Source organism: Arthrobacter sp. BC5 (assembly GCF_056680255.1).
Window position 1 is genome coordinate 1607060 of sequence record NZ_CM155273.1, and the last position, 18465, is coordinate 1625524.

Consider the following 18465-nt stretch of genomic DNA (forward strand, 5'->3'; position numbering starts at 1 on the left):
CGGTCCCTCAGCCAGCGCGACAGGTCCTCGCGGGTGGCGATTCCCGCGCTGCGGGCGCCGCCCGTCGGACACCGCCGGAAGCTACACTCGGCCCATGACTGAGCTGAGCGGTTCCCACGTCCTCGTCGTCGGCGCCACCGGAGTCCTCGGGGCGGAGCTGTCGCGTCAGCTCGCCACGCAGGGAGCCCACCTCACGGTGTCCGGGCGGTCCGAGGAGAAGCTCTCGAAGCTGGCCGACGAGCTCGGCGCCGCCGTCGTCGGGCGCGTGGCAGCGGACCTGGGCAGGGCCGCCGGCCCCGCCGACATCGCGGCGGCGATCTACGGGCGGGAACTCGACGGCGTCGTGTTCGCCTCGGGCGTCGTCGCGTTCGGTCCTGCGGTCGAGGTCGACGACGACACCCTCGACGAACTCGTCCTCGTGAACCTCCTCGGATACATGCGCCTCATGCGCGATGTCGCGCCCAGGCTCACGAAGGGTTCGTTCATCGCGCAGATCAGCGCCGTCGTCGCCGAGAGCCCGACGGCGGGCATGGCCGCGTACTCGGCCACCAAGGCGGGCCTCAGTGCCTACGGCAAGGCCCTGACACTGGAGCTGCGCAGGCAGGGCGTGCGCGTGCTGGATGCCCGTCCCCCGCACACCGAGACCGGACTCGCCTCGAGGCCCATCGCCGGCGAGGCCCCGAAGCTGCCCCGGGGCAAGGATCCGGTCGCTGTCGCCGAGCGCATCGTCACGGCCATCCGGAACGGCGAGCGGGACCTGCCGTCGTCGTCGTTCTGACGCCCCGCTCTTGCTCAGCGGTGGAGCGGTGGGCGCACCCGTCGGCGTGAACCGGCGACGGCGAGGGCACCGGCTGCGCAGGTGAGAGCCGCCGCGGAGAAGGCGGACGCAGGGCCGGATGCTTCGATCATGGCCCCCGTGAGCGGGGCCCCGGCCGCCTGGCCGAGGACCAGGGCGGTGAACAGGAGCGAGGTGGCGGCCGCGCTGTCCGCCGTGGCCTCGGACGCCCAGAGGATGAGCACCGAGGTCGCCGCGGTGTAGGCAAGGCCGAAGAGGGCCGCCGCCGCATACACCGGGACGAGGCTGCCCTGGACGGATCCGATCACCGCAGTGGCTCCGGCGGTGCCGAGGGTCGTCACGGACCACGTCAGCGCGATGGCATGGTCCGCGAGCCAGCGCGCGCCCAGCGTGGCGGCGGCGCCTCCGACTCCGAGCGCCATCCACGCGACGGCGGACATCCCGGTGCTCATGCCGCCGGCCTGTTCGAGCGTGGCCCTGCCGTAGACCCACACGGCGGCGCATCCGCATCCGAAGACGAAGGCGCCCGAGAGTGGCCGGGCGAGCCCGTGGAAGCTCGACCTGGTGAGGAGCGAGGGTGCAGGGCGGTCCTGATCCGGGGCATTCCCCGCACTGCCGTCCAGTCGCAGGACGGCCAGCATCGACACCGCGGCGATCGCCGCCGCCAGAACCCAGGCGATCCGCCAGGCTTCCCCCAGGGACAGGGACAGGATGCCCGCAGCGACCACCCCGAAGCCCGTGCCCGAATTGACGACGGACTGGAGGCGCCCCTGCCGGGTCGGTTCGGTGTTGCGCTGCACGAGCTCCACGAGGGCGGGGGAGGCGAGACCCGCCCCCATGCCGGCGAGGAGTACCGCGCCGGCGAAGGCCACGGTGTGCTGTGCGCAGGCGATCCCGACGCTGCCCAGCGCGGCTGTCGATCCGGCGAGGAGCGTCACGGCGCGGGGATGGCGGCCTGCGTAGCGGAAGCCGATCACCGCCGAGACGCAGTACAGCACGGAGGCGCCGGAGGACAGGATCCCGCTCATCGTGGGGGACAGGGAGAACGACGCCGCGAAGGCCGGAAGGAACAACCCGTAGCCCAGCCGGGCCAGGCCGTAGGTGGCAGCGATGAGCGCTACCGCCGATACGCCGAAGAGCAGACCCCGGAGGTCGGTCGAAGACTGTAACGTGCGTTTCATTGAAACGAACGTTATATCCTTGTGGAGTGCGACCACAAGCAGCGGCGCGGGACCGGCTTCTCGATGCGGCGGAGGACCTCGCCGCGACGCAGGGCGTCACGGCGACACCCGTCGACGCGATCCTGGAGCGCGCCCAGGTGTCCCCGGCAACGCTCTATGCACACTTCGGCAACAAGGAAGGTCTGATCACGCAGGCCCTGCGGCGCAGGCTCTCGCGGTGGGACACCACGTGGCAGGAGTGCGTGGACGAGGCGGACGGCCCGGAGGAGAAGGTGCTCGCGATCTTCACCGCACTGACCCGGCACCGGCGGAACCTCAGCCCGTCCCGCTGGTGCGTGTTCCTGGGCATCGCGGCCGAGACAGCCCGTCCGGGTCCCGCACTCGAGGAGACACTGCTGGCCGACACCCGGCTGCTGACGCAGCGGCTCGGCGAACTGGCCGCCGCCCTGCCGGATCCGGGCCGGGCGGCCGTCGTGGCTCAGCATCTCGTCCTGATCTACACGGGCGTGCTCGGAATGATCCTGCGCGGCACGGACGCCGACGCCGCCATCGCCGACGGGCGCCGCATCGCCGCCCTCATGCTGCGTACTGTCGGCACGCAGGACCTCTCCTAGCGCGACCGGCCGCGGCCGGTCCCCTCAGCACCGCAGTCCGCCGTCGCACCTCCACGAGGGGACCGCCGAAGGTCAGGCGAAGTCCTGCACTCTCTTCCAGCCAGGATCGGGGGTGTGTCTGACCGAGACCGGCCGGTGTTCGCGAGCCGCGGCGTCGAGGACGTCCCGGCCGTTCTGGTCCTCGGAGTCCGAGTAGAAGTGGAACGTCCGCACCCCCTTCGAGGTCTCGGCCGCGACGAGCATCCCGCGGATGCCGATGGCGCCCACGAGCGAGTCCTCGAGGTCCGAGAGGGCGTCGGAGGACTCGGGGGTCGGAAGGCCCTGCTCGTCGGCATCGTAGGGGACCCGCAGTGCCGTGTGGAGGTCGAAGCGCGGGTGGTCTATCCACCGCAGCGGGCGCAGGACCCGGACCAGGATCGGCTCACCGGCCCCGAGGGTCCCCCGCATGAGCAGCCAGCCCGGTGCAGGGAGTGTGTGGGCGAGTTCGGCGACCCTCGCGGGCAGGTCGGCGGCCGGGATGCTGTCGACGACGTCGTACGCGATGCAGTCCACGCGACGGATCCAGCGTTCGACGTCGTCCTCGCCGAGCAGCCATTCGAGCAGGAGGACGCACAGCCCGTACTCGTCGTCCCACTGCCCGGTGAAGCCGGGATTGTGCACCGACACGATGAGGCCGTCACCCGACCTGGTCACCGCCGCGTGGACCCTGGTGCGCCGGAGGTCGAAGGTCCTGCCGCGGTAGGTGATGCTCGAGTCCAGCATGTCCGGTTTCGCACTGCGGGCGGGGACGAACTCCCAGCGCCGGCCGGCCGGCGGGGATGCGCGGTACCACCGTTCGGCCACGGGGCGCAGCGCGGCGTCGCCGCCGCTCGAGACGCAGAGCGTGTGCTCGGCGTCGCTGCCCGTGCGCGTCTCCCATTCGAGCCCCCGGGCGATCGCCTTCACGTGCCGGGTCAGCACGTCGACGTACGCCTCGAAGTCGCCGGCCCGCGTGGCGGTGGTCAGCAGATCCTCGCCGTCCTCGGCCCACCATCGCCAGAAGGCCACGATGGGATCCTCGCCGGTGCCCCGGCCGGAGGCCCGACGCCTGAAAATACCCATCATCCCCGCATCTCCCTGGTGCCGGCGTCCGGGGTCTCCCGGCCGCCCCGACTCCAGCGAATCTACCCGGCCAGGGGCGCTCCTGGGCAGACGGCGGAGTTTTCACCGCCGTCGTGCAGGGGCGGGGATCCGCATAGGCTAGGAGGATGGATCCCGAGGCATTCCGTGCCGTCTCCCGCCGGCTGGGAATGGGCTTCCAGCGGCGCACCTAGCCGGAAGTGCCCCGCCCACCCACCGTGCCGCCCGTTCAGCGGCGGCGATAGGTGAGGTCGAAGACCATCCGTCCGGCCTTGATCGCCTTGTTCTCGAAACTCGTGAGGGTCCGGCCGTCGAAGCGGGGCGCCCACCCGCCGAGTTCGTCGGTGCCCTCGTTGACACCCGTGTTCCCCGTGCTCACCGGATCCCGGCCCTCACGCACCGGCGCCCCGCCGACCACGGACTCCACGCCGCTCTCCCACACCTGTGTGAGAGGGCTCTCGGCGCCGGAGCGCTCGCCGCCGTGCAGGTTCTCGAAATGGTCGCTCGCGTCCAGCACGGCGCGCATCTGCACGGCATAGCTGGACCAGTCCGTGGCGAGGCGGAAGATCCCCCCGGGCTGGAGGACCCGGGCGGCGAGGTCCACGTAGTCCTCCTTGACGAGCCTGCGCTTGTGGTGGCGTGCCTTGTGCCAGGGGTCGGGGAAGAACGTCCACAGCTCGGCGACGGACGACGCCGGGACCATGCCTGCAAAGGCCTCCGCAGCATTCACCTGCGCGGTCCGCACGTTGGCGAGGTCCTTCTGGCTGATGCGCAGCATGGTCTGGGCGAGCCCCGGACGGTAGACCTCGAGGGCCAGGTAGTCGCGGTCCGGATCGAGTTCGGCGGCATGCGTGATGGCTTCGCCGAGCCCCGACCCCACCTCGACGACCAGCGGCGCCGACCGTCCGAAGGCGCCCTCGACGTCGAGCACGAAACCCGGTGCCACCGAGGTATCGGCGTTCTCGACGCGCGGGACGTCGATCAGGAAGGCCTCCGCGAGCTCGTCCCACGCCTCACGACGCCGGCCCTGCAGGCGCGAGCCGCGCCGGACGAACGAGACGGGCTGGGTGCGGTGCGGCTGGTCGGGGGTCTGTGCGTGCGGATCCATTCCTCCAAGGCTACCGGCAGCCCGTGCGTGTTCCCGTGGCACTGATGGTCTCAGTCCGCCACGATCTGCTTGTCGCTCCTGCCCGCAGGGGACACCGCCGCGAGAACCCTCCCCGTGAACCTCGTCCGTGGGTCCAGCTTCACCATGGGCGCCCGCTCACCCACGAGGGACCGGGAGGTGACGATCTCCGCGGCCGCCTCCAGGATCCCTTCCCGGATCATGACGCGCGAGCATCGCGGTGTGCAGGTCGTGGCCGCACGCATGCACCACGCCGCCGATCGCCGAGCCGTACGGTACGCCCGTCGAGGGCGGGCGGGGTCCGGTCACCGGCAGCTCGATACGCTCCCGGATGCGGGCTTATGGCGGTCCTGCTGGTAAACTGGAACTACTTGCCTGCGCACGGCAGATCACTTCCGCCAGTTGAACGCGCAGCCTGCGTCGATAGAACGCATTCTTTTGTCCCGCATTGAGCTCCCAGGATCGTGAGCGCGGTGGACACTGTCTGACTTTTCTTCGGCGAACCCCTGCGCCAACCGGTGCCGGGGAAGATGAGAAGAAAGTTCGTGTACTTTACATGACTACTTTTGCCGCCCTTGGTGTGCCCGAAGCGCTGGTCGAGAACCTCGCCGCGCAGGGGATCACCGAACCATTCCCCATCCAGGTGAAGTCCCTTCCGGACTCCCTCGCCGGACGCGACGTCCTCGGCCGCGGCCGGACCGGCTCGGGCAAGACCCTCGCCTTCGCGCTGCCCATGGTCGCCCGCCTCGCGGAGCAGGAAGCCGCCTACCGTCGCAAGCCGGGGCGCCCCCTGGCGCTCGTGCTGGCTCCGACCCGCGAGCTCGCCACCCAGATCAACGCCACCGTGGAGCCGCTCGCGCAGCAGCTCGGACTCAACACCACCGTGATCTACGGCGGCGTGTCCCAGCAGCGCCAGGAGAAGGCCCTCCGTGCCGGCGTCGACATCGTCATCGCCTGTCCCGGACGTCTCGAGGACCTGATGCGCCAGAAGCTCATCACCCTCGAGTCGGTGGAGATCACCATCCTCGACGAGGCGGACCACATGGCCGACCTCGGCTTCCTGCCGGTCGTGAAGAAGCTCCTCGACACCACGCCCGCCGACGGCCAGCGCCTGCTGTTCTCGGCGACGCTCGACAACGGCGTGGACAAGGTGGTCAACCGCTACATGACCAACCCCGTCACCCACTCCGTGGACGACCCGCAGGCCGCGGTCACCACCATGGAGCACCACGTGCTGATGATCGGCGACCAGACGCAGAAGAAGCAGCTGATCGTCCAGCTGGCCTCCGGGACCGGACGCCGCCTGCTCTTCATGCGCACCAAGCACCACGCGCGGAAGCTCGCCAAGACCCTGACCGACGCCGGGATCCCGGCCGTCGACCTCCACGGCAACCTGTCGCAGAACGCCCGCGACCGGAACCTCGCGGAATTCTCCACCGGCGATGTCCGCGTCCTGGTGGCCACCGACGTCGCCGCCCGCGGCGTGCACGTGGACGACGTCGAACTCGTGGTCCACGTGGATCCGCCCACGGAGCACAAGGCGTACCTGCACCGCTCGGGCCGTACGGCCCGCGCAGGCTCCTCGGGGACCGTGGTCACGATCACGCTGCCCGAGCAGAAGTCCGAGGTGCAGAAGCTGATGAAGGCCGCCGGGGTCGACGTCGCGTTCGAGAACGTCAAGGCAACGTCCCCGCTCGTCCTGTCCCTGATCGGTGACGTCGCGGAGAAGATCGATCCCCGCACCCGTGCGGCCCTGCTGGCCTCCCGCGAGGCCGCTCGGGGCGAGGGGACCTCCACGGGCGCCAACGCCGAGCGCAAGCGCGCCCGCCGCGGTGCCGCAGCTCCGGCTGCAGGTGGCCGTGGCGGCCGGGGTGGGCGTGGACGCGTCTCCGCCGACCCGCAGGCCGCCCAGGGCAACCGCGCCGATCGCCGCAAGGACCAGCCGCAGGCGCCGCGCTTCGGCTCGGACTCCGGCGCCGCCGCCAAGAGCGGTGGATCACGCCGCCGTTCGGATGAGCCGCGGACCGCTTCGGAGACGACGACGCGCAGCCGTCGTCCGGCCTCGGGCCAGCGTGTGGGCGACGCCGTGCGTCGTCCCGCCGCTGCAGCTCCTGCCGCCGGTGGCCAGCGCAGCCACGCGCCGTCGTCGGCCCCGCGGACCGAGGGTGCGCGCCGCGCCGCCGGTTCCCGCAGGGCCAGCGCTCCGGCGTCGAACGACCGCCGTTCCCGCTAGAGCGGTCGCCTGAACGCACGAAGGGCCCCCTACCCGCACGGGTAGGGGGCCCTTCGTGCGTTCAGGGTGGTGCAGTGCCCGGCCGTGTGCGGAACAATGGGCGCATGAACGCACTCCTGAACGTCATCTGGCTCCTGTTCGGCGGCATCTGGCTCGCCCTCGGCTACTTCGCGGCCGGCATCATCTGCTGCCTGCTGATCGTGACCATCCCGTTCGGGATCGCCTCGTTCAGGATCGGCGCCTACGCGCTGTGGCCGTTCGGGCACACGGTGGTCAGCCGGGGCGGAGGCACCTATGCCTTCGCGGCGGTCGGCAATGTGATCTGGCTGCTCGTCGCGGGTATCTGGATCGCCATCGGCCATGTGCTGACGGCCATCCCGATGTTCCTCAGCATCATCGGGATCCCGCTGGGTATCGCGAACCTCAAGCTCATCCCGGTGTCGCTGGCACCGCTGGGCAAGGTGATCGTCCCGTCCTCGGGGGCGTACCTGCAGACCTACCGCTGAGGGGCCGCCGCCGGTTCCTGCGGCAGCGACCCCTCGGCCGGGCCCGCGGCAGCGACCCGCGGTAGCGCCCTAGTCGGATCCGCTGACGGTGACTGAACCGCCGGCGGACCCGTTCATGCCCGGCCTGTCCGCGTTCTTCAGCAGATCGCCCAGCAGCGCGATGATGTCCAGTCCGGTGGTGTCCTTCACCATCTGCGTGGTCTGGTGGACTCCGCTGGAGACGTTCTTGCTGAGTTGGCTCGCGCCGTCGTTCGAGACGACGGTCATGGTGTCGATCGCCGACATCGGTGCGGCGATCTCGCGTGCCATGGCAGGGAGCACCTCGAGGACCTTCGACAGGATGGCTGCCTGGTTGAACTTCTCGTACGCCTCGGCCTGCGCGGCGATACCCGCCGCCTCCGCCTTCCCGCGCGCCTCCGTCGACCCGGCCTCGGCGTCACCGCGTGAGGCGATGACCGCGGCGTCGGCGCGGCCCTTCGCCTCGTCGATGGCCGCCTCGGCGGTACCGCGTGCGGTGTTCGCGGCGGCGTCCGCCTCGGCTGCCACGCGGTCACCCTCGGCGACGAGCTTGCGGCGTGCGAGGTCGACGCGGGCCTCGATCTCCGTGGCCTCGGAGGCACGACGGCGCTCCTCGAGCTTCGCGTCGGCCTGCTGGATGAGGCGGTACTTCTCGGCGTCCGCGGGCTTGCGCACCTCGGTGTCGAGCTCCCGCTCGCGGAGCTCGGCGCGCCGCTGCGCCACCTGCTGCTCGCGCATGATGACCTGCTCCTGCTGCTCCGCCTGGGCCAGGGGGCCCGAGGCGTCCGCACGCGCCTGTCGGGCGTCGGCCTCCTCCTTCAGCTCGGCACGGCGGATGATCAGCTGCTGCTGGGCGAGGGCGACCTGCTCGTCGGAGAGGGCGCGTGCCTGCTCGGATTCCTGCATGGACCGGGCCTCGGCGATCTTGGCGTTGCGCTCGGCGAGGGCGGCCTCGGGCCGGCCGAGGTTCTTCAGGTAGCCGGAGTCGTCGTCCACGGACTGGATCTGGAAGGTGTCGATCTCCAGGCCCTGGTTGTGCATCGAGTGTTCCGCCTCCTCCTTCACGCTCTTCGCGAAGGTGGCGCGGTCGCGGATGATCGACTCGACCGTGAGGGTTCCCACGATGGAGCGCAGGGAACCCGAGAGCGTCTCCTGCGTGTAGTGGTCGATGGCATCCTGCTGGTTGAGGAAGCGCTGGGCGGCCTTCCGGACGGCGTCGGCGTCGCCGCCCACCTTGACCTGGGCCACGCCCGTCAGATGGAGCTTGATGCCGTTCTTGGAGATGCCCTCGATGCGCAGGGACACCTGGCGTGACGCGAGGGACAGCGGATAGGCCCGCTGCGAGAACGGGTTGATGAAGATGCGGCCGAAGACGACGCGCTGGCTGTCCGGATCCGGCTGCCCCTTGCTGTCCTTCGAGGAGATGATGAGCGCCTGGTCCGGGCTGGCGATGTGCAGAGCCATACGGGCGAGCACGATGGCGACGACGATGGCGACGAGCAATACCACCGCGCCGATGATGAGCGGGATGAACGTGAGATCCACTGCGACCCTTTCAACGGTCTTCGAATTGCCTCCGGCGCAGCAGGCGCGCGCCGGAGGATGATCAAGCTACTGCGTGCACGGTACTGATCTGACCCCCAAGTCATCGAAGCGGATACCCCGCACCTCGTCGGCGCGAGATGGTGGCTGTTAAGAGGCCGCTCCCGTCAGGAACGCCTGCATCAGGGGCCCCCCGGAGGTGGAGCCGAGTTCGCCCTCCTCGACGAAGACGGCGACGGCCAGGTCTCCCTGCAGGGCGACGACCCACGCGTGCGTCCGCGGAGGGGTCTCGCTGCCGAACTCGGCGGTGCCGGTCTTGGCCAGGACGGGCCCGCCGGGGACATCCCGCAAGAGCTGGGCGCCGCCCTGGGCGACGACGGCGGCCATGAGGGTCTTCAGGGTCGCCGACTCCGCCGCGGTGAAGGCACTCGGCTCCGCCGCTTCCGGTGCTGCGGGGTCGGTGGTGGCCGACGCGTCGTCGGTGGGCGCCTGGGATGCCGCCGCACCCTCCGATCCGGGGTCGAGTTCCGCCGACCCACCCGGCGCGAGGAGCGTCGGCGTGACACGCGCACCGTTGCCGACGGACGCGGCCATGGTGGCGAGGGACAGCGGGGAGACCAGGACCTCGCCCTGGCCGATCATCGCGGCGGCATGGGCCGTACCCTCCGCCTCGGTCGGTACGGCTCCGAAGAACGCGGGCGTCCCGATGCTCGCCTCGACGCCGATCCCGAGATCGGTGGCGGCCTTCTCGAGATCGGACTGGCTGATCCGGTCCCGCGCGGAGATGAATCCGGTGTTGCAGGACTGTGCGAAGGTCTCGAGGAGGGGGATGGTCCCGAGGAACTGGGCCGGGTACGTGCTGGCGTTGTTGAACGTCCGACCGTCCACGGTGACCTCCTCGGTGCACTCGGTCGGCGACTCCGGTGTGAAGCCCTTCCTCAGGAGCGCGAGGCTCGTGGCGATCTTGAACGTGGAGCCGGGCGGGTACTGGCCGAGGAGGGCCGTCTGCAGGCCTTCGCTGCCCGGGCCGTTCGCTGCGGCGAGGATCTCGCCCGTGCTGGGGCGGAGGGCCACGATGGACGACGCCGAGGGCTCCTCGGCGAGCACCTGCTCGCCGAGGCTCTGCAGGCGGGGGTCGAGCGTGGTGGCGAGGTCCTCTCCGTCGACGGCGGGTTTCGCGAACAGCCGCTGGGTGGGCGTTCCGGGAGCGTCCGCCCGGGCGGCGTTGACCTCGAGGCCCGGGACGCCGGCGAGCTGGGCATTGTGCTGCAGCTGCAATCCGCCGAGCCCGGTGATGTCACCGGCCCGCACGGCCCCGTCCGACTGCTCCACGAGTTCCTCGGTCGCCTCGCCGACACCGCCGAGCAGCTCCCGTGCGAAAGTCCGGGTCGGAGCGAGTTCGAGTGTGTCCGCCTGCCGCAGGGCACCAGGGACGGCATCGATCTGCGCGTCGGTGACGGTCCGCGTGGCGTCGTCGCGGAGTACGACGGCCACCACGAAGGCGTCCGCGCCGGCACCTGCGACCTGCTGCTCATAGCCGGCGGGATCGAGCTCGAGCAGCGTCGCGAGAGCACGCGCCGAGGCGCCCTGCTGCTCCTCGGGCACGCGGGTCTTGTCGATGCCCACCCGGATCACGGGCCGCTGCGTGACGATGACTTCGCCGCCGGCTCCGGTGATGTCGCCGCGGTCACCGGGAACGCTCGTCAGGGTCAGCTTCTCGTCGGGCAGGAGATTCGGGACGAACACGTCCGGTTCCCAGGCGGTCTGCCACGCGTCCTCGACGCGCGTGAGGGCCGCCGTCGTGCTGTAGGTCCAGTCCTGGTCGGTGTCGTCGAGGTCCCAGACGTAGTCGAGGGTGGCCGTCGCGCTGTCCTCGCCGGTCTCCTCGACGCCGGCGACGGTGACCTCGGGCGCTTCCGGTGCGAAGCCCTCCGTGATCGCGGCGAGCTGGTCCGTCACCTCGGTGGACTCCATGGACGTGAAGGCGGACTGCCCGACGTCGAGCCGGGCCAGCCCCTCGGCCAGCGTGCGCGCCGCATCCTCGGCGGTGGGGCGGTCGTCCGTGCAGGCCGCGAGGGTGAGCGCGAGGACGGCGGTGGTCAGGACGGACGTGGCGCGATGAAGTTTCCCCATACGGCCCATTATGTCCGAGAACCCACGGCGCGCCGCCGTCCCGATGTCCGTGCCGGACGCGGTCTTCCTGCTTCTCACCCTCGAGCAGCAGGCGGAATTTATCTGCCCCAACCAAAGTTGAGTCGAGTACACTCAACATAGAGGTCGGGTATCTCGCCCCTACGTCAGAACAGGAAGGATCCTCGCGTGGACACCAACTTCACCACCAAGAGCCGTGAGGTGCTTTCAGCCGCAGCCATGAACGCCTCGACGGCGGGCAACGCCCAGATCGAGGCGCCGCACTTCCTCAAGGCGCTCCTGGACCAGCGCGACGGTATCGCCGTCGCGCTCCTCAAGGCGGCCGGCGCTGATCCGGACAGCGTCAGCGTGCAGGCGAGTGCCGCGATCAAGGCCCTGCCGTCGTCGTCGGGGTCCTCCGTGGCGCAGCCGCAGTTCTCGCGCGGGGCGCTGCAGGTCATCAATGCCGCGAAGCAGGAGGCGGAGACGCTGGGCGACCAGTTCGTGTCCACGGAGCACCTCCTGCTGGCGCTCGCCGCCGACACCGGGGCGGCCGGCAGCATCCTCCGCACGCTCGGTCTCACGCGGGAGGCCCTCGCCTCCGCGCTGCCGGGGGTCCGGGGCGACCGGCGCGTGACCACGCCCGACCCGGAGAACACCTTCCAGGCCCTCGAGAAGTTCGGGGTGGACCTCACTGAGGTGGCCCGCAGCGGGAAGCTCGATCCCGTCATCGGACGCGACGCCGAGATCCGGCGCGTGGTGCAGGTGCTCAGCCGCCGCACCAAGAACAACCCGGTGCTGATCGGCGAGCCCGGCGTCGGCAAGACCGCCGTCGTCGAGGGGCTCGCCCAGCGCATGGTCGCCGGCGACGTACCCGAATCGCTCCGCGGGAAGACCCTCATCAGCCTCGACCTCGGCTCGATGATCGCCGGAGCCAAGTACCGCGGCGAGTTCGAGGAACGGCTGAAGGCGGTGCTGGACGAGATCCGCTCGTCCAACGGTCAGGTGGTCACCTTCATCGACGAGCTCCACACCGTGGTGGGAGCGGGTGCTTCCGAGGGCTCGATGGACGCGGGCAACATGCTCAAGCCGATGCTGGCGCGCGGCGAGCTGCGGCTCATCGGCGCGACGACGCTGGACGAGTACCGCGAGAACGTGGAGAAGGACCCGGCCCTGGAGCGCAGGTTCCAGCAGGTCTACGTCGGCGAACCCTCCGTGCCGGACACGATCGGCATCCTGCGCGGACTGAAGCAGCGCTACGAGGCGCACCACAAGGTTTCGATCGCCGACTCGGCGCTCGTGGCCGCGGCCACGCTGTCCCACCGGTACATCCCGGGCCGCCAGCTTCCCGACAAGGCGATCGACCTCGTGGACGAGGCCGCCTCGCGGCTGCGCATGGAGATCGATTCCGCGCCGGTGGAGATCGACGAGCTGCGACGGTCCCTCGAGCGCATGCGCATGGAGGAGATGGCGCTCGCCCGCGAGAAGGACGAGGCCTCCCTCGAGCGACTGGACACCCTGCGCGCCGAGATGGCGGACCGCCAGGAGGAGCTCGACGGGCTGAATGCACGGTGGGAGGCCGAGAAGGCGGGCCTGAACCGTGTGGGTGATTTGAAGGCGTCCCTGGACGACCTGCGCTCGCAGGCCGACCGAGCCCAGCGCGAAGGGGACCTCGAGACGGCGTCGCGCATCCTGTACGGGGAGATCCCGCAGGTGGAGCGCGAGCTCCGCGCGGCGCAGGCCGCCGAGGAGCAGAGCGCCAACGCCCCCGAGCTGATGGTCGCCGAGGAGGTCAGCGCGAACGACATCGCGGAGGTCATCTCCGCCTGGACGGGCATCCCGGCCGGGCGCATGCTCCAGGGCGAGAGCGAGAAGCTCCTCCATATGGAGGAGGTCATCGGCGCGCGCCTGATCGGGCAGAAGCGTGCGGTGTCCGCGGTGTCCGACGCCGTCCGGCGAGCCCGGGCCGGTGTGTCCGATCCGAACCGCCCGACGGGTTCCTTCCTGTTCCTCGGCCCCACCGGCGTGGGCAAGACGGAGCTCGCCAAGGCGCTCGCGGACTTCTTGTTCGACGACGAGCGCGCCATGGTCCGGATCGACATGTCCGAGTACTCGGAGAAGCACTCGGTGGCGCGCCTCGTCGGTGCTCCTCCGGGATACGTGGGCTACGAGGAGGGCGGCCAGCTCACCGAGGCCGTGCGGCGCCGCCCCTACAGCGTGGTGCTGCTCGACGAGGTGGAGAAGGCACACCCGGAGGTCTTCGACCTGCTCCTGCAGGTACTCGACGACGGGCGCCTCACGGACGGCCAGGGCCGCACGGTGGACTTCCGCAACGTGATCCTCGTGCTGACCTCGAACCTCGGGTCGCAGTTCCTCGTGGACCCCTCGCTCAGTGACGCCGCCAAGCGCTCCGCCGTGATGTCCGCCGTCAACGCGAACTTCCGGCCGGAGTTCCTGAACCGGCTCGACGACGTCGTGATCTTCGATCCGCTCGGCCTCGACGAGCTCTCGCGGATCGTCGACCTGCAGGTCAGATCCCTGGGCGACCGGCTGCATGACCGTCGTCTCGAGCTCGAGGTGAGCGCCGCCGCGAGCGAGTGGCTCGCGCTCACCGGCTTCGACCCGGCGTACGGTGCCCGGCCGCTGCGCAGGCTCGTCCAGCGTGAGATCGGCGATCGCCTGGCGAGGGGCATCCTCGCGGGCGAGATCGTCGACGGCGACACCGTCGTCGTCGACCGGCAGGAGCCGGACGCGGACGCCCTCGGGGAGGCGGGCCCTGACTCGGGTGGCCTGCTGGTGCACGCCGCCCGGTAGCGGCAGGGCACGCAGGAAAGGGAGGGACCCTGCGGTTCCTCCCTTTTCTGTTCGTCCGTCCTGACCGTAGCCCTCAGGGGGTGAGGAGGCTCTGGCTCACGGTGCCACCGTTCCCGACGACGGCGAAGCAGTCCACGCGGCGGTCACCGTCCGCCCAGGTCTCCGCCGTCGGCGTCGCCCGGAGGAGGGTGACCTGCAGATCCTCGGTGACCACATCCGGATCGATGTCGGCCGAGGCCGTAGCGCAGGCTGCCTCGGCGCGACGACCGAGCTGGTCGCGGCCGGGGAACTCTGCGTCCTCCGGATAGTCCTCGCTCGCCACGAGCTGGGCGTTGTGCGGCTCGGCGCAGTCCACGAGCGCGGCGTCCTCGGTGATGTCCGTGAAGTCGGCGAGGCATTCGCCCTGGGCCAGCGACGACGGGTCCACGCGCGCCTCCTCGTCCGAGCCGCCGAACAGGGAGACGAGCAGCCAGACCAGGAGTCCGAGGAGCACGACGGCGCCGGCGATGACCAGGAGCAGCGGAAGGGTGCTGCTCCTGGCCCGGGTGCGGTCCCGTGTGGGATGGGCATCGGCGCCGGTGCCCGCGTCGGTGCCGGGGAGGGCTCCCTGCGCCGAGGGGACCCAGGCGGGCCGGGCCGCTGTTGCGCCGTCGCCCGAGCCCGGAACCGGCTCCGCCGAAGGGTCGGCCCCTGCCGGACCGATCGATGCGGGATCGGTGCCGGGGTAGAGCCCGGGGTGGCCGAGCCCGGTCTCCCCGCCGGCGGGGGGAAAGGCATAGGGGCCGCCGACCGGGCTGCCGCCGTCCGGGCTGCCGCCGTCCGGGCTGCCGCCGTCCGAGGGACCGTCGCTGCTTCCGGGGGCCTCCTGGCCGGTGCGGTCGTCCGCCGCCGGTCCACCGCCGGCGGTCGCCGTCGGCTCCAGGTCCCCCGCAACCCCACCGGCCGGCGCCGTACCCTCCGGCGTTGCCCTGGCCGTCGGGGCATCGGCGGGTATCGGCCCACCCACGAGCGTCCCGGTCTCCTCCGCTTCGGCTGCCACGGCGCGGGCCTCGGCCGCCGCCTCCTCGAGGGACGCGGCGTCGGCGGTCTCCCTGCTGATCCGGGCGGGTTCGAGGGAGGGCTCCGCCAGGTCGAGGGTGTCGGGCGATACCGACAGCTCCGGTTCCAGGGCCTCGGTGCGGATGTCGCCGTCGTCGAGCACGACGTCGTCGGGATCCAGGACGTCCGGCTCCTGCCGGCCGTCCGTCTCGGGTTCGTGCCCCGAACCCTTCGGTGCCTGCTCCTCGTTGCTCATGGTGGGCCGCTGTCTCCTTGTATTCCTGGTCGCTCGTGGCCGGCGCGCTCCGACGTGGCTCCGACTCTATCCAAGATCACCCCGGTGGCGAGTGTCTCCGCTTCGGCGGCACGTCATGACCGCGACCTCGGGCTCCGACCGCAGGCCCGCCGCGACCGCCGATCCGAGCCGGCGGTCGGGTGCCCCGGAAAGCATGTAACCTATACTTACGACAAATTGACCAAATACTCCGGGGCCTCGCTGCAGCCTTGGGCCTCGTGCCCCAGTGACCACCTCCGGATCGACGCACAAAGGGGGTCACGCCATGGGGCGCGGCCGTCAAAAGGCAAAAGCTACCAAGCAGGCCCGGGATATGAAGTACTTCAGCCCGGCCACAGATTATTCGGCACTGCAGCGAGAGCTCACAGGCCCGGGTAGTCGCGCATCCAATCGACGTACCGAACCGATCGAGCCGGTCGAACCGGACTATTCGGAGTATGCGGACAAGTACGCCGACGAGCTCGACGACGACGGCGAGGAGAGCGGCTCACGCCGCACCGGCTGACTCCCGTCAGCCGCCCTCCTGTGAACCACACACGGCGCATCAGGCCCCACGGGGCGGATGCGCCGTTTTGTGTACCCTCGGACCGGACGCCGCGCCGCCGGTCCGCGGCTCAGGACGGGGAGGCGAGGAGGGGCTGGAAGGCCAGTTCCGCAGCTCCGACGAGCAGGAGCTCGGGGCCCAGTGCTGCGCGACGGACCTGCACGCGACCGGCGAGCGATCGCGCGTTCACGGCGTCGGCGAGCCGGTCCCCGTGGAAGGCCACGAGGGACCCGAGGAAACCGCCGAGCACGATCAGCTCCGGATCGAAGATGTTCACGAAGTCCACGAGCGCCACGGCGAGCAGCTCCAGCTGCCGTTCCGCCTCCGTCCGCACGGCCGGAGCCGGGTCGTCCGAGAGCACCCGCTCGAGTGCCTCGATACCACCACCGTCCAGGCCCGCGGCCTCGAGGAGCCGCTCGAGCCGGACCTCGGCGTCCAGGCAGCCCGACCGGCCGCAGTGGCACGGGAAGCCGCCCGGACTGACGAGCGTATGCCCCAGCTCGCCGCCGTACCCACGGCTGCCGACCAGCTGCGCTCCTCCGGTCACGATCCCGCCGCCGATGCCGCTCGCGCTGCCGTTGAGGTAGACGGCGTCGTCCACGCCGAATGCCGCACCGAAGATGCTCTCCGCGAGGGATCCGAGGGAGGCGTCGTTCGCGGCGACGGCCGGGAGTCCGAGCGCGCCGCCGAAGGGACCCGTGAGGTCGGCGTCCCGCCAGCCGAGGTGCGGCGCGACGAGCACGCGGCCCGTGCCGGCGTTGACGAGTCCGGGGAGTGCGATACCGACGCCGAGCACGCGGTCGAGGCCGGCGAGGACGGGCTGGAGGTCGGACACGATGTCCAGGGTGAGCCGGACGGCGTCCTCGAGGGATGGGACGCGGGCCGTCTCCCGCCGCACGCGTCGGTGGACGTGGCCGCCGAGGCCGATGACCCCGACGGTCAGGGCGTCGATGTCCGGGTTCACGGCGAGGACGGCGATGCCCGGATTGGCCTGCACGATGGGACTCGGACGGCCCACGCGGCCGCCGCCGCCCGCGGGGTCCGTCTCACGGACCAGCTGCTTCTCCGTCAGTGCGGAGACGAGTGCGCCGACTGTCGAGCGGTTGAATCCGCTGCGACGGGTCAGCTCCGATCGTGACAGCGGTCCGTGCCGGTGGACCATCGTGAGGATCTGCGACAGGTTCTGTGCGCGAAGGCCTTCCGTGCCGTTCGCCGCGCCGGGTAATGACCGCACAGCCCTGGTTCTCCTTCGTCCTGCAGGAGCCTTCCGCGCACCTGGCATGGCCCCTATCGTATCCAGCCCGCGGGGGCGGTCGGTCAGGCCCGCTGCTGGGCGGTGCCCGCTGCCCGTGCATTCGCCGGCACGGAGGCGGGAGCGGGCGCGGAGGGCGCTGCGGTGCTCTGGCGGACCACGAGGCTGGTTGCGAGGTCCAGCCGGAGGTTGTTCGGTCGCTCGCCGTCCCGCAGGCGCAACACCATGCGCGTGGCTTCCTCCGCCATCTGGATCAGCGGCTGGTGCACCGTGGTCAGGGCGGGGCTGGACCACTGCGCCAGCTGCAGGTCGTCGTAGCCGACGATCGACAGCTCGTCCGGTACCCGGAGCCCGATCTGGCGGGCGGCGTCGAGCACGCCCAGCGCCTGCAGGTCGCTGCCTGCGAAGATCGCCGTCGGGGGGTGGGGGCTGCGCAGCAGCGAGAAGGCGTGGTCCCGTCCGCCGTCCACGTGGAAGTTCCCGTAGCGGATGAACTCCGGATCGATCGGAAGGGATGCCATGCCCATGGCGGACCGGTAGCCGTCGATGCGGGCGAGGGAACACATCATGTCCTCGGGTCCGCTGATCGCGGCGATCCGCGTGTGGCCGAGGTCGATCAGGTGCCGGGTGGCCATCATGCCACCCGACCAGTTGGCCGAGCCGACGGACGGGACGTCGGGGGAGGGGTCCCCTGCCGGATCGATGATGACGAAGGGGATGGAGCGGGCATCCAGCTTGCTGCGGAAGTCCTGCGGGAGGTCGGAGAACACGAGGACGACGCCGGCCGGGCGCCTCGCCATCACACCCTCGATCCATTCGTTGCCGGGAGCGTGCCGCGTCCCCGTCTCGGTCAGGACCACGCTCATGCCGTGCTCGCGCGCGACGTTCTCGACACCGCGGATCAGTTCGAGCGCCCAGGCACTCTCCAGCTCGTGGAAGACCAGCTCGACGAGCGCTGCCCTGGCTGCGGACACCTTGCGGCGCCGGTAGCCGTGCTCCTCGAGGAGTTCCTCAACTTTCGCCCGCGTTTTCGGCGACACGTCGGCTCGCCCGTTGAGCACCTTGGAGATCGTTGACAGCGACACGCCCGCCACCGTCGCGAGCTGAGCGAGGGTGACGCGCGGTTCTTCCGCCGGAATCGACATGCGGACAGCTTACATGTGCGGTTCGCCACGGTATCTCTGCCGCTCACCGCCCTTCGTGACGGCTCGCACATCTCGTGTTGCACTTCCGGACGGGCTCTACATACACTCGTGC

Annotated in this window: 15 protein-coding genes; 6 read left to right on the forward strand and 9 right to left on the reverse strand. The window is 70.8% G+C overall.

The features are described from left to right. The first annotated feature begins 94 nt into the window (after positions 1-94). Positions 95-778, forward strand: coding sequence for an SDR family NAD(P)-dependent oxidoreductase (locus tag AC1MFI_RS07445; RefSeq protein WP_479820476.1), 684 nt, complete (start codon positions 95-97; stop codon positions 776-778). Between the two features lie 14 nt (positions 779-792). On the opposite strand, the gene AC1MFI_RS07450 is transcribed toward AC1MFI_RS07445, so the two are convergent. Continuing rightward, positions 793-1977, reverse strand: a complete 1185-nt coding sequence (locus tag AC1MFI_RS07450; protein WP_479820477.1) for an MFS transporter — start codon at positions 1975-1977, stop codon at positions 793-795. Positions 1978-2003: 26 nt separating this feature from the next. Between AC1MFI_RS07450 and AC1MFI_RS07455 the strand changes: the two genes are divergently transcribed. Further along, a complete protein-coding gene (locus tag AC1MFI_RS07455) occupies positions 2004-2591 on the forward strand; it encodes a TetR/AcrR family transcriptional regulator (protein ID WP_479820478.1) in 588 nt (195 codons plus the stop codon). Between the two features lie 72 nt (positions 2592-2663). Here the strand turns inward: AC1MFI_RS07455 and AC1MFI_RS07460 are convergent, their stop codons facing one another. From AC1MFI_RS07460 to AC1MFI_RS07470, 3 genes are all read right to left on the reverse strand, one after another. After that, the gene (locus AC1MFI_RS07460; protein WP_479820479.1) at positions 2664-3695 is read right to left on the reverse strand and encodes a DUF695 domain-containing protein; all 1032 of its coding nucleotides are present in this window, start codon (positions 3693-3695) and stop codon (positions 2664-2666) included. A gap of 244 nt (positions 3696-3939) precedes the next feature. Further along, entirely contained in the window at positions 3940-4818 is an 879-nt protein-coding gene (gene trmB, locus AC1MFI_RS07465; RefSeq protein WP_479820480.1) for a tRNA (guanosine(46)-N7)-methyltransferase TrmB, read from the reverse strand. 50 nt (positions 4819-4868) lie between these two features. Continuing rightward, positions 4869-5039 (reverse strand): hypothetical protein, encoded by a 171-nt coding sequence (locus AC1MFI_RS07470; protein WP_479820481.1) that lies wholly within the window; start codon positions 5037-5039, stop codon positions 4869-4871. Positions 5040-5392: 353 nt separating this feature from the next. Here AC1MFI_RS07470 and AC1MFI_RS07475 point away from each other — a divergent pair, with 353 nt between their 5' ends. Next, entirely contained in the window at positions 5393-7069 is a 1677-nt protein-coding gene (locus tag AC1MFI_RS07475; protein WP_479820482.1) for a DEAD/DEAH box helicase, read from the forward strand. A 104-nt stretch (positions 7070-7173) separates the two neighbouring features. Next, positions 7174-7575, forward strand: a complete 402-nt coding sequence (locus AC1MFI_RS07480; RefSeq protein WP_479820484.1) for a YccF domain-containing protein — start codon at positions 7174-7176, stop codon at positions 7573-7575. A gap of 69 nt (positions 7576-7644) precedes the next feature. On the opposite strand, the gene AC1MFI_RS07485 is transcribed toward AC1MFI_RS07480, so the two are convergent. Then, on the reverse strand, positions 7645-9138 hold the full coding sequence (locus AC1MFI_RS07485; protein ID WP_479820486.1) for a flotillin family protein: 1494 nt from the start codon (positions 9136-9138) through the stop codon (positions 7645-7647). 147 nt (positions 9139-9285) lie between these two features. Then, positions 9286-11268: a penicillin-binding transpeptidase domain-containing protein gene (locus AC1MFI_RS07490; protein ID WP_479820488.1), complete on the reverse strand. Its 1983-nt coding sequence runs from the start codon at positions 11266-11268 to the stop codon at positions 9286-9288. 186 nt (positions 11269-11454) lie between these two features. On the opposite strand from AC1MFI_RS07490, the gene clpB reads away from it, so the two are divergent. Continuing rightward, the gene (clpB, locus tag AC1MFI_RS07495; protein WP_479820490.1) at positions 11455-14079 is read left to right on the forward strand and encodes an ATP-dependent chaperone ClpB; all 2625 of its coding nucleotides are present in this window, start codon (positions 11455-11457) and stop codon (positions 14077-14079) included. A gap of 73 nt (positions 14080-14152) precedes the next feature. On the opposite strand, the gene AC1MFI_RS07500 is transcribed toward clpB, so the two are convergent. Beyond that, positions 14153-15373: a septum formation family protein gene (locus tag AC1MFI_RS07500; protein WP_479820492.1), complete on the reverse strand. Its 1221-nt coding sequence runs from the start codon at positions 15371-15373 to the stop codon at positions 14153-14155. A gap of 304 nt (positions 15374-15677) precedes the next feature. Here AC1MFI_RS07500 and AC1MFI_RS07505 point away from each other — a divergent pair, with 304 nt between their 5' ends. Continuing rightward, on the forward strand, positions 15678-15917 hold the full coding sequence (locus AC1MFI_RS07505) for a DUF3073 domain-containing protein (RefSeq protein ID WP_479820818.1): 240 nt from the start codon (positions 15678-15680) through the stop codon (positions 15915-15917). A gap of 109 nt (positions 15918-16026) precedes the next feature. Here AC1MFI_RS07505 and AC1MFI_RS07510 read toward each other — a convergent pair whose 3' ends face one another. Then, on the reverse strand, positions 16027-17190 hold the full coding sequence (locus tag AC1MFI_RS07510) for an ROK family protein (protein WP_479820494.1): 1164 nt from the start codon (positions 17188-17190) through the stop codon (positions 16027-16029). A gap of 83 nt (positions 17191-17273) precedes the next feature. Further along, positions 17274-18353 carry a LacI family DNA-binding transcriptional regulator gene (locus AC1MFI_RS07515; protein WP_479820496.1) on the reverse strand — a complete coding sequence of 360 codons (1080 nt, stop codon included), beginning with the start codon at positions 18351-18353 and terminating at the stop codon, positions 17274-17276. Positions 18354-18465: the final 112 nt, after the last annotated feature.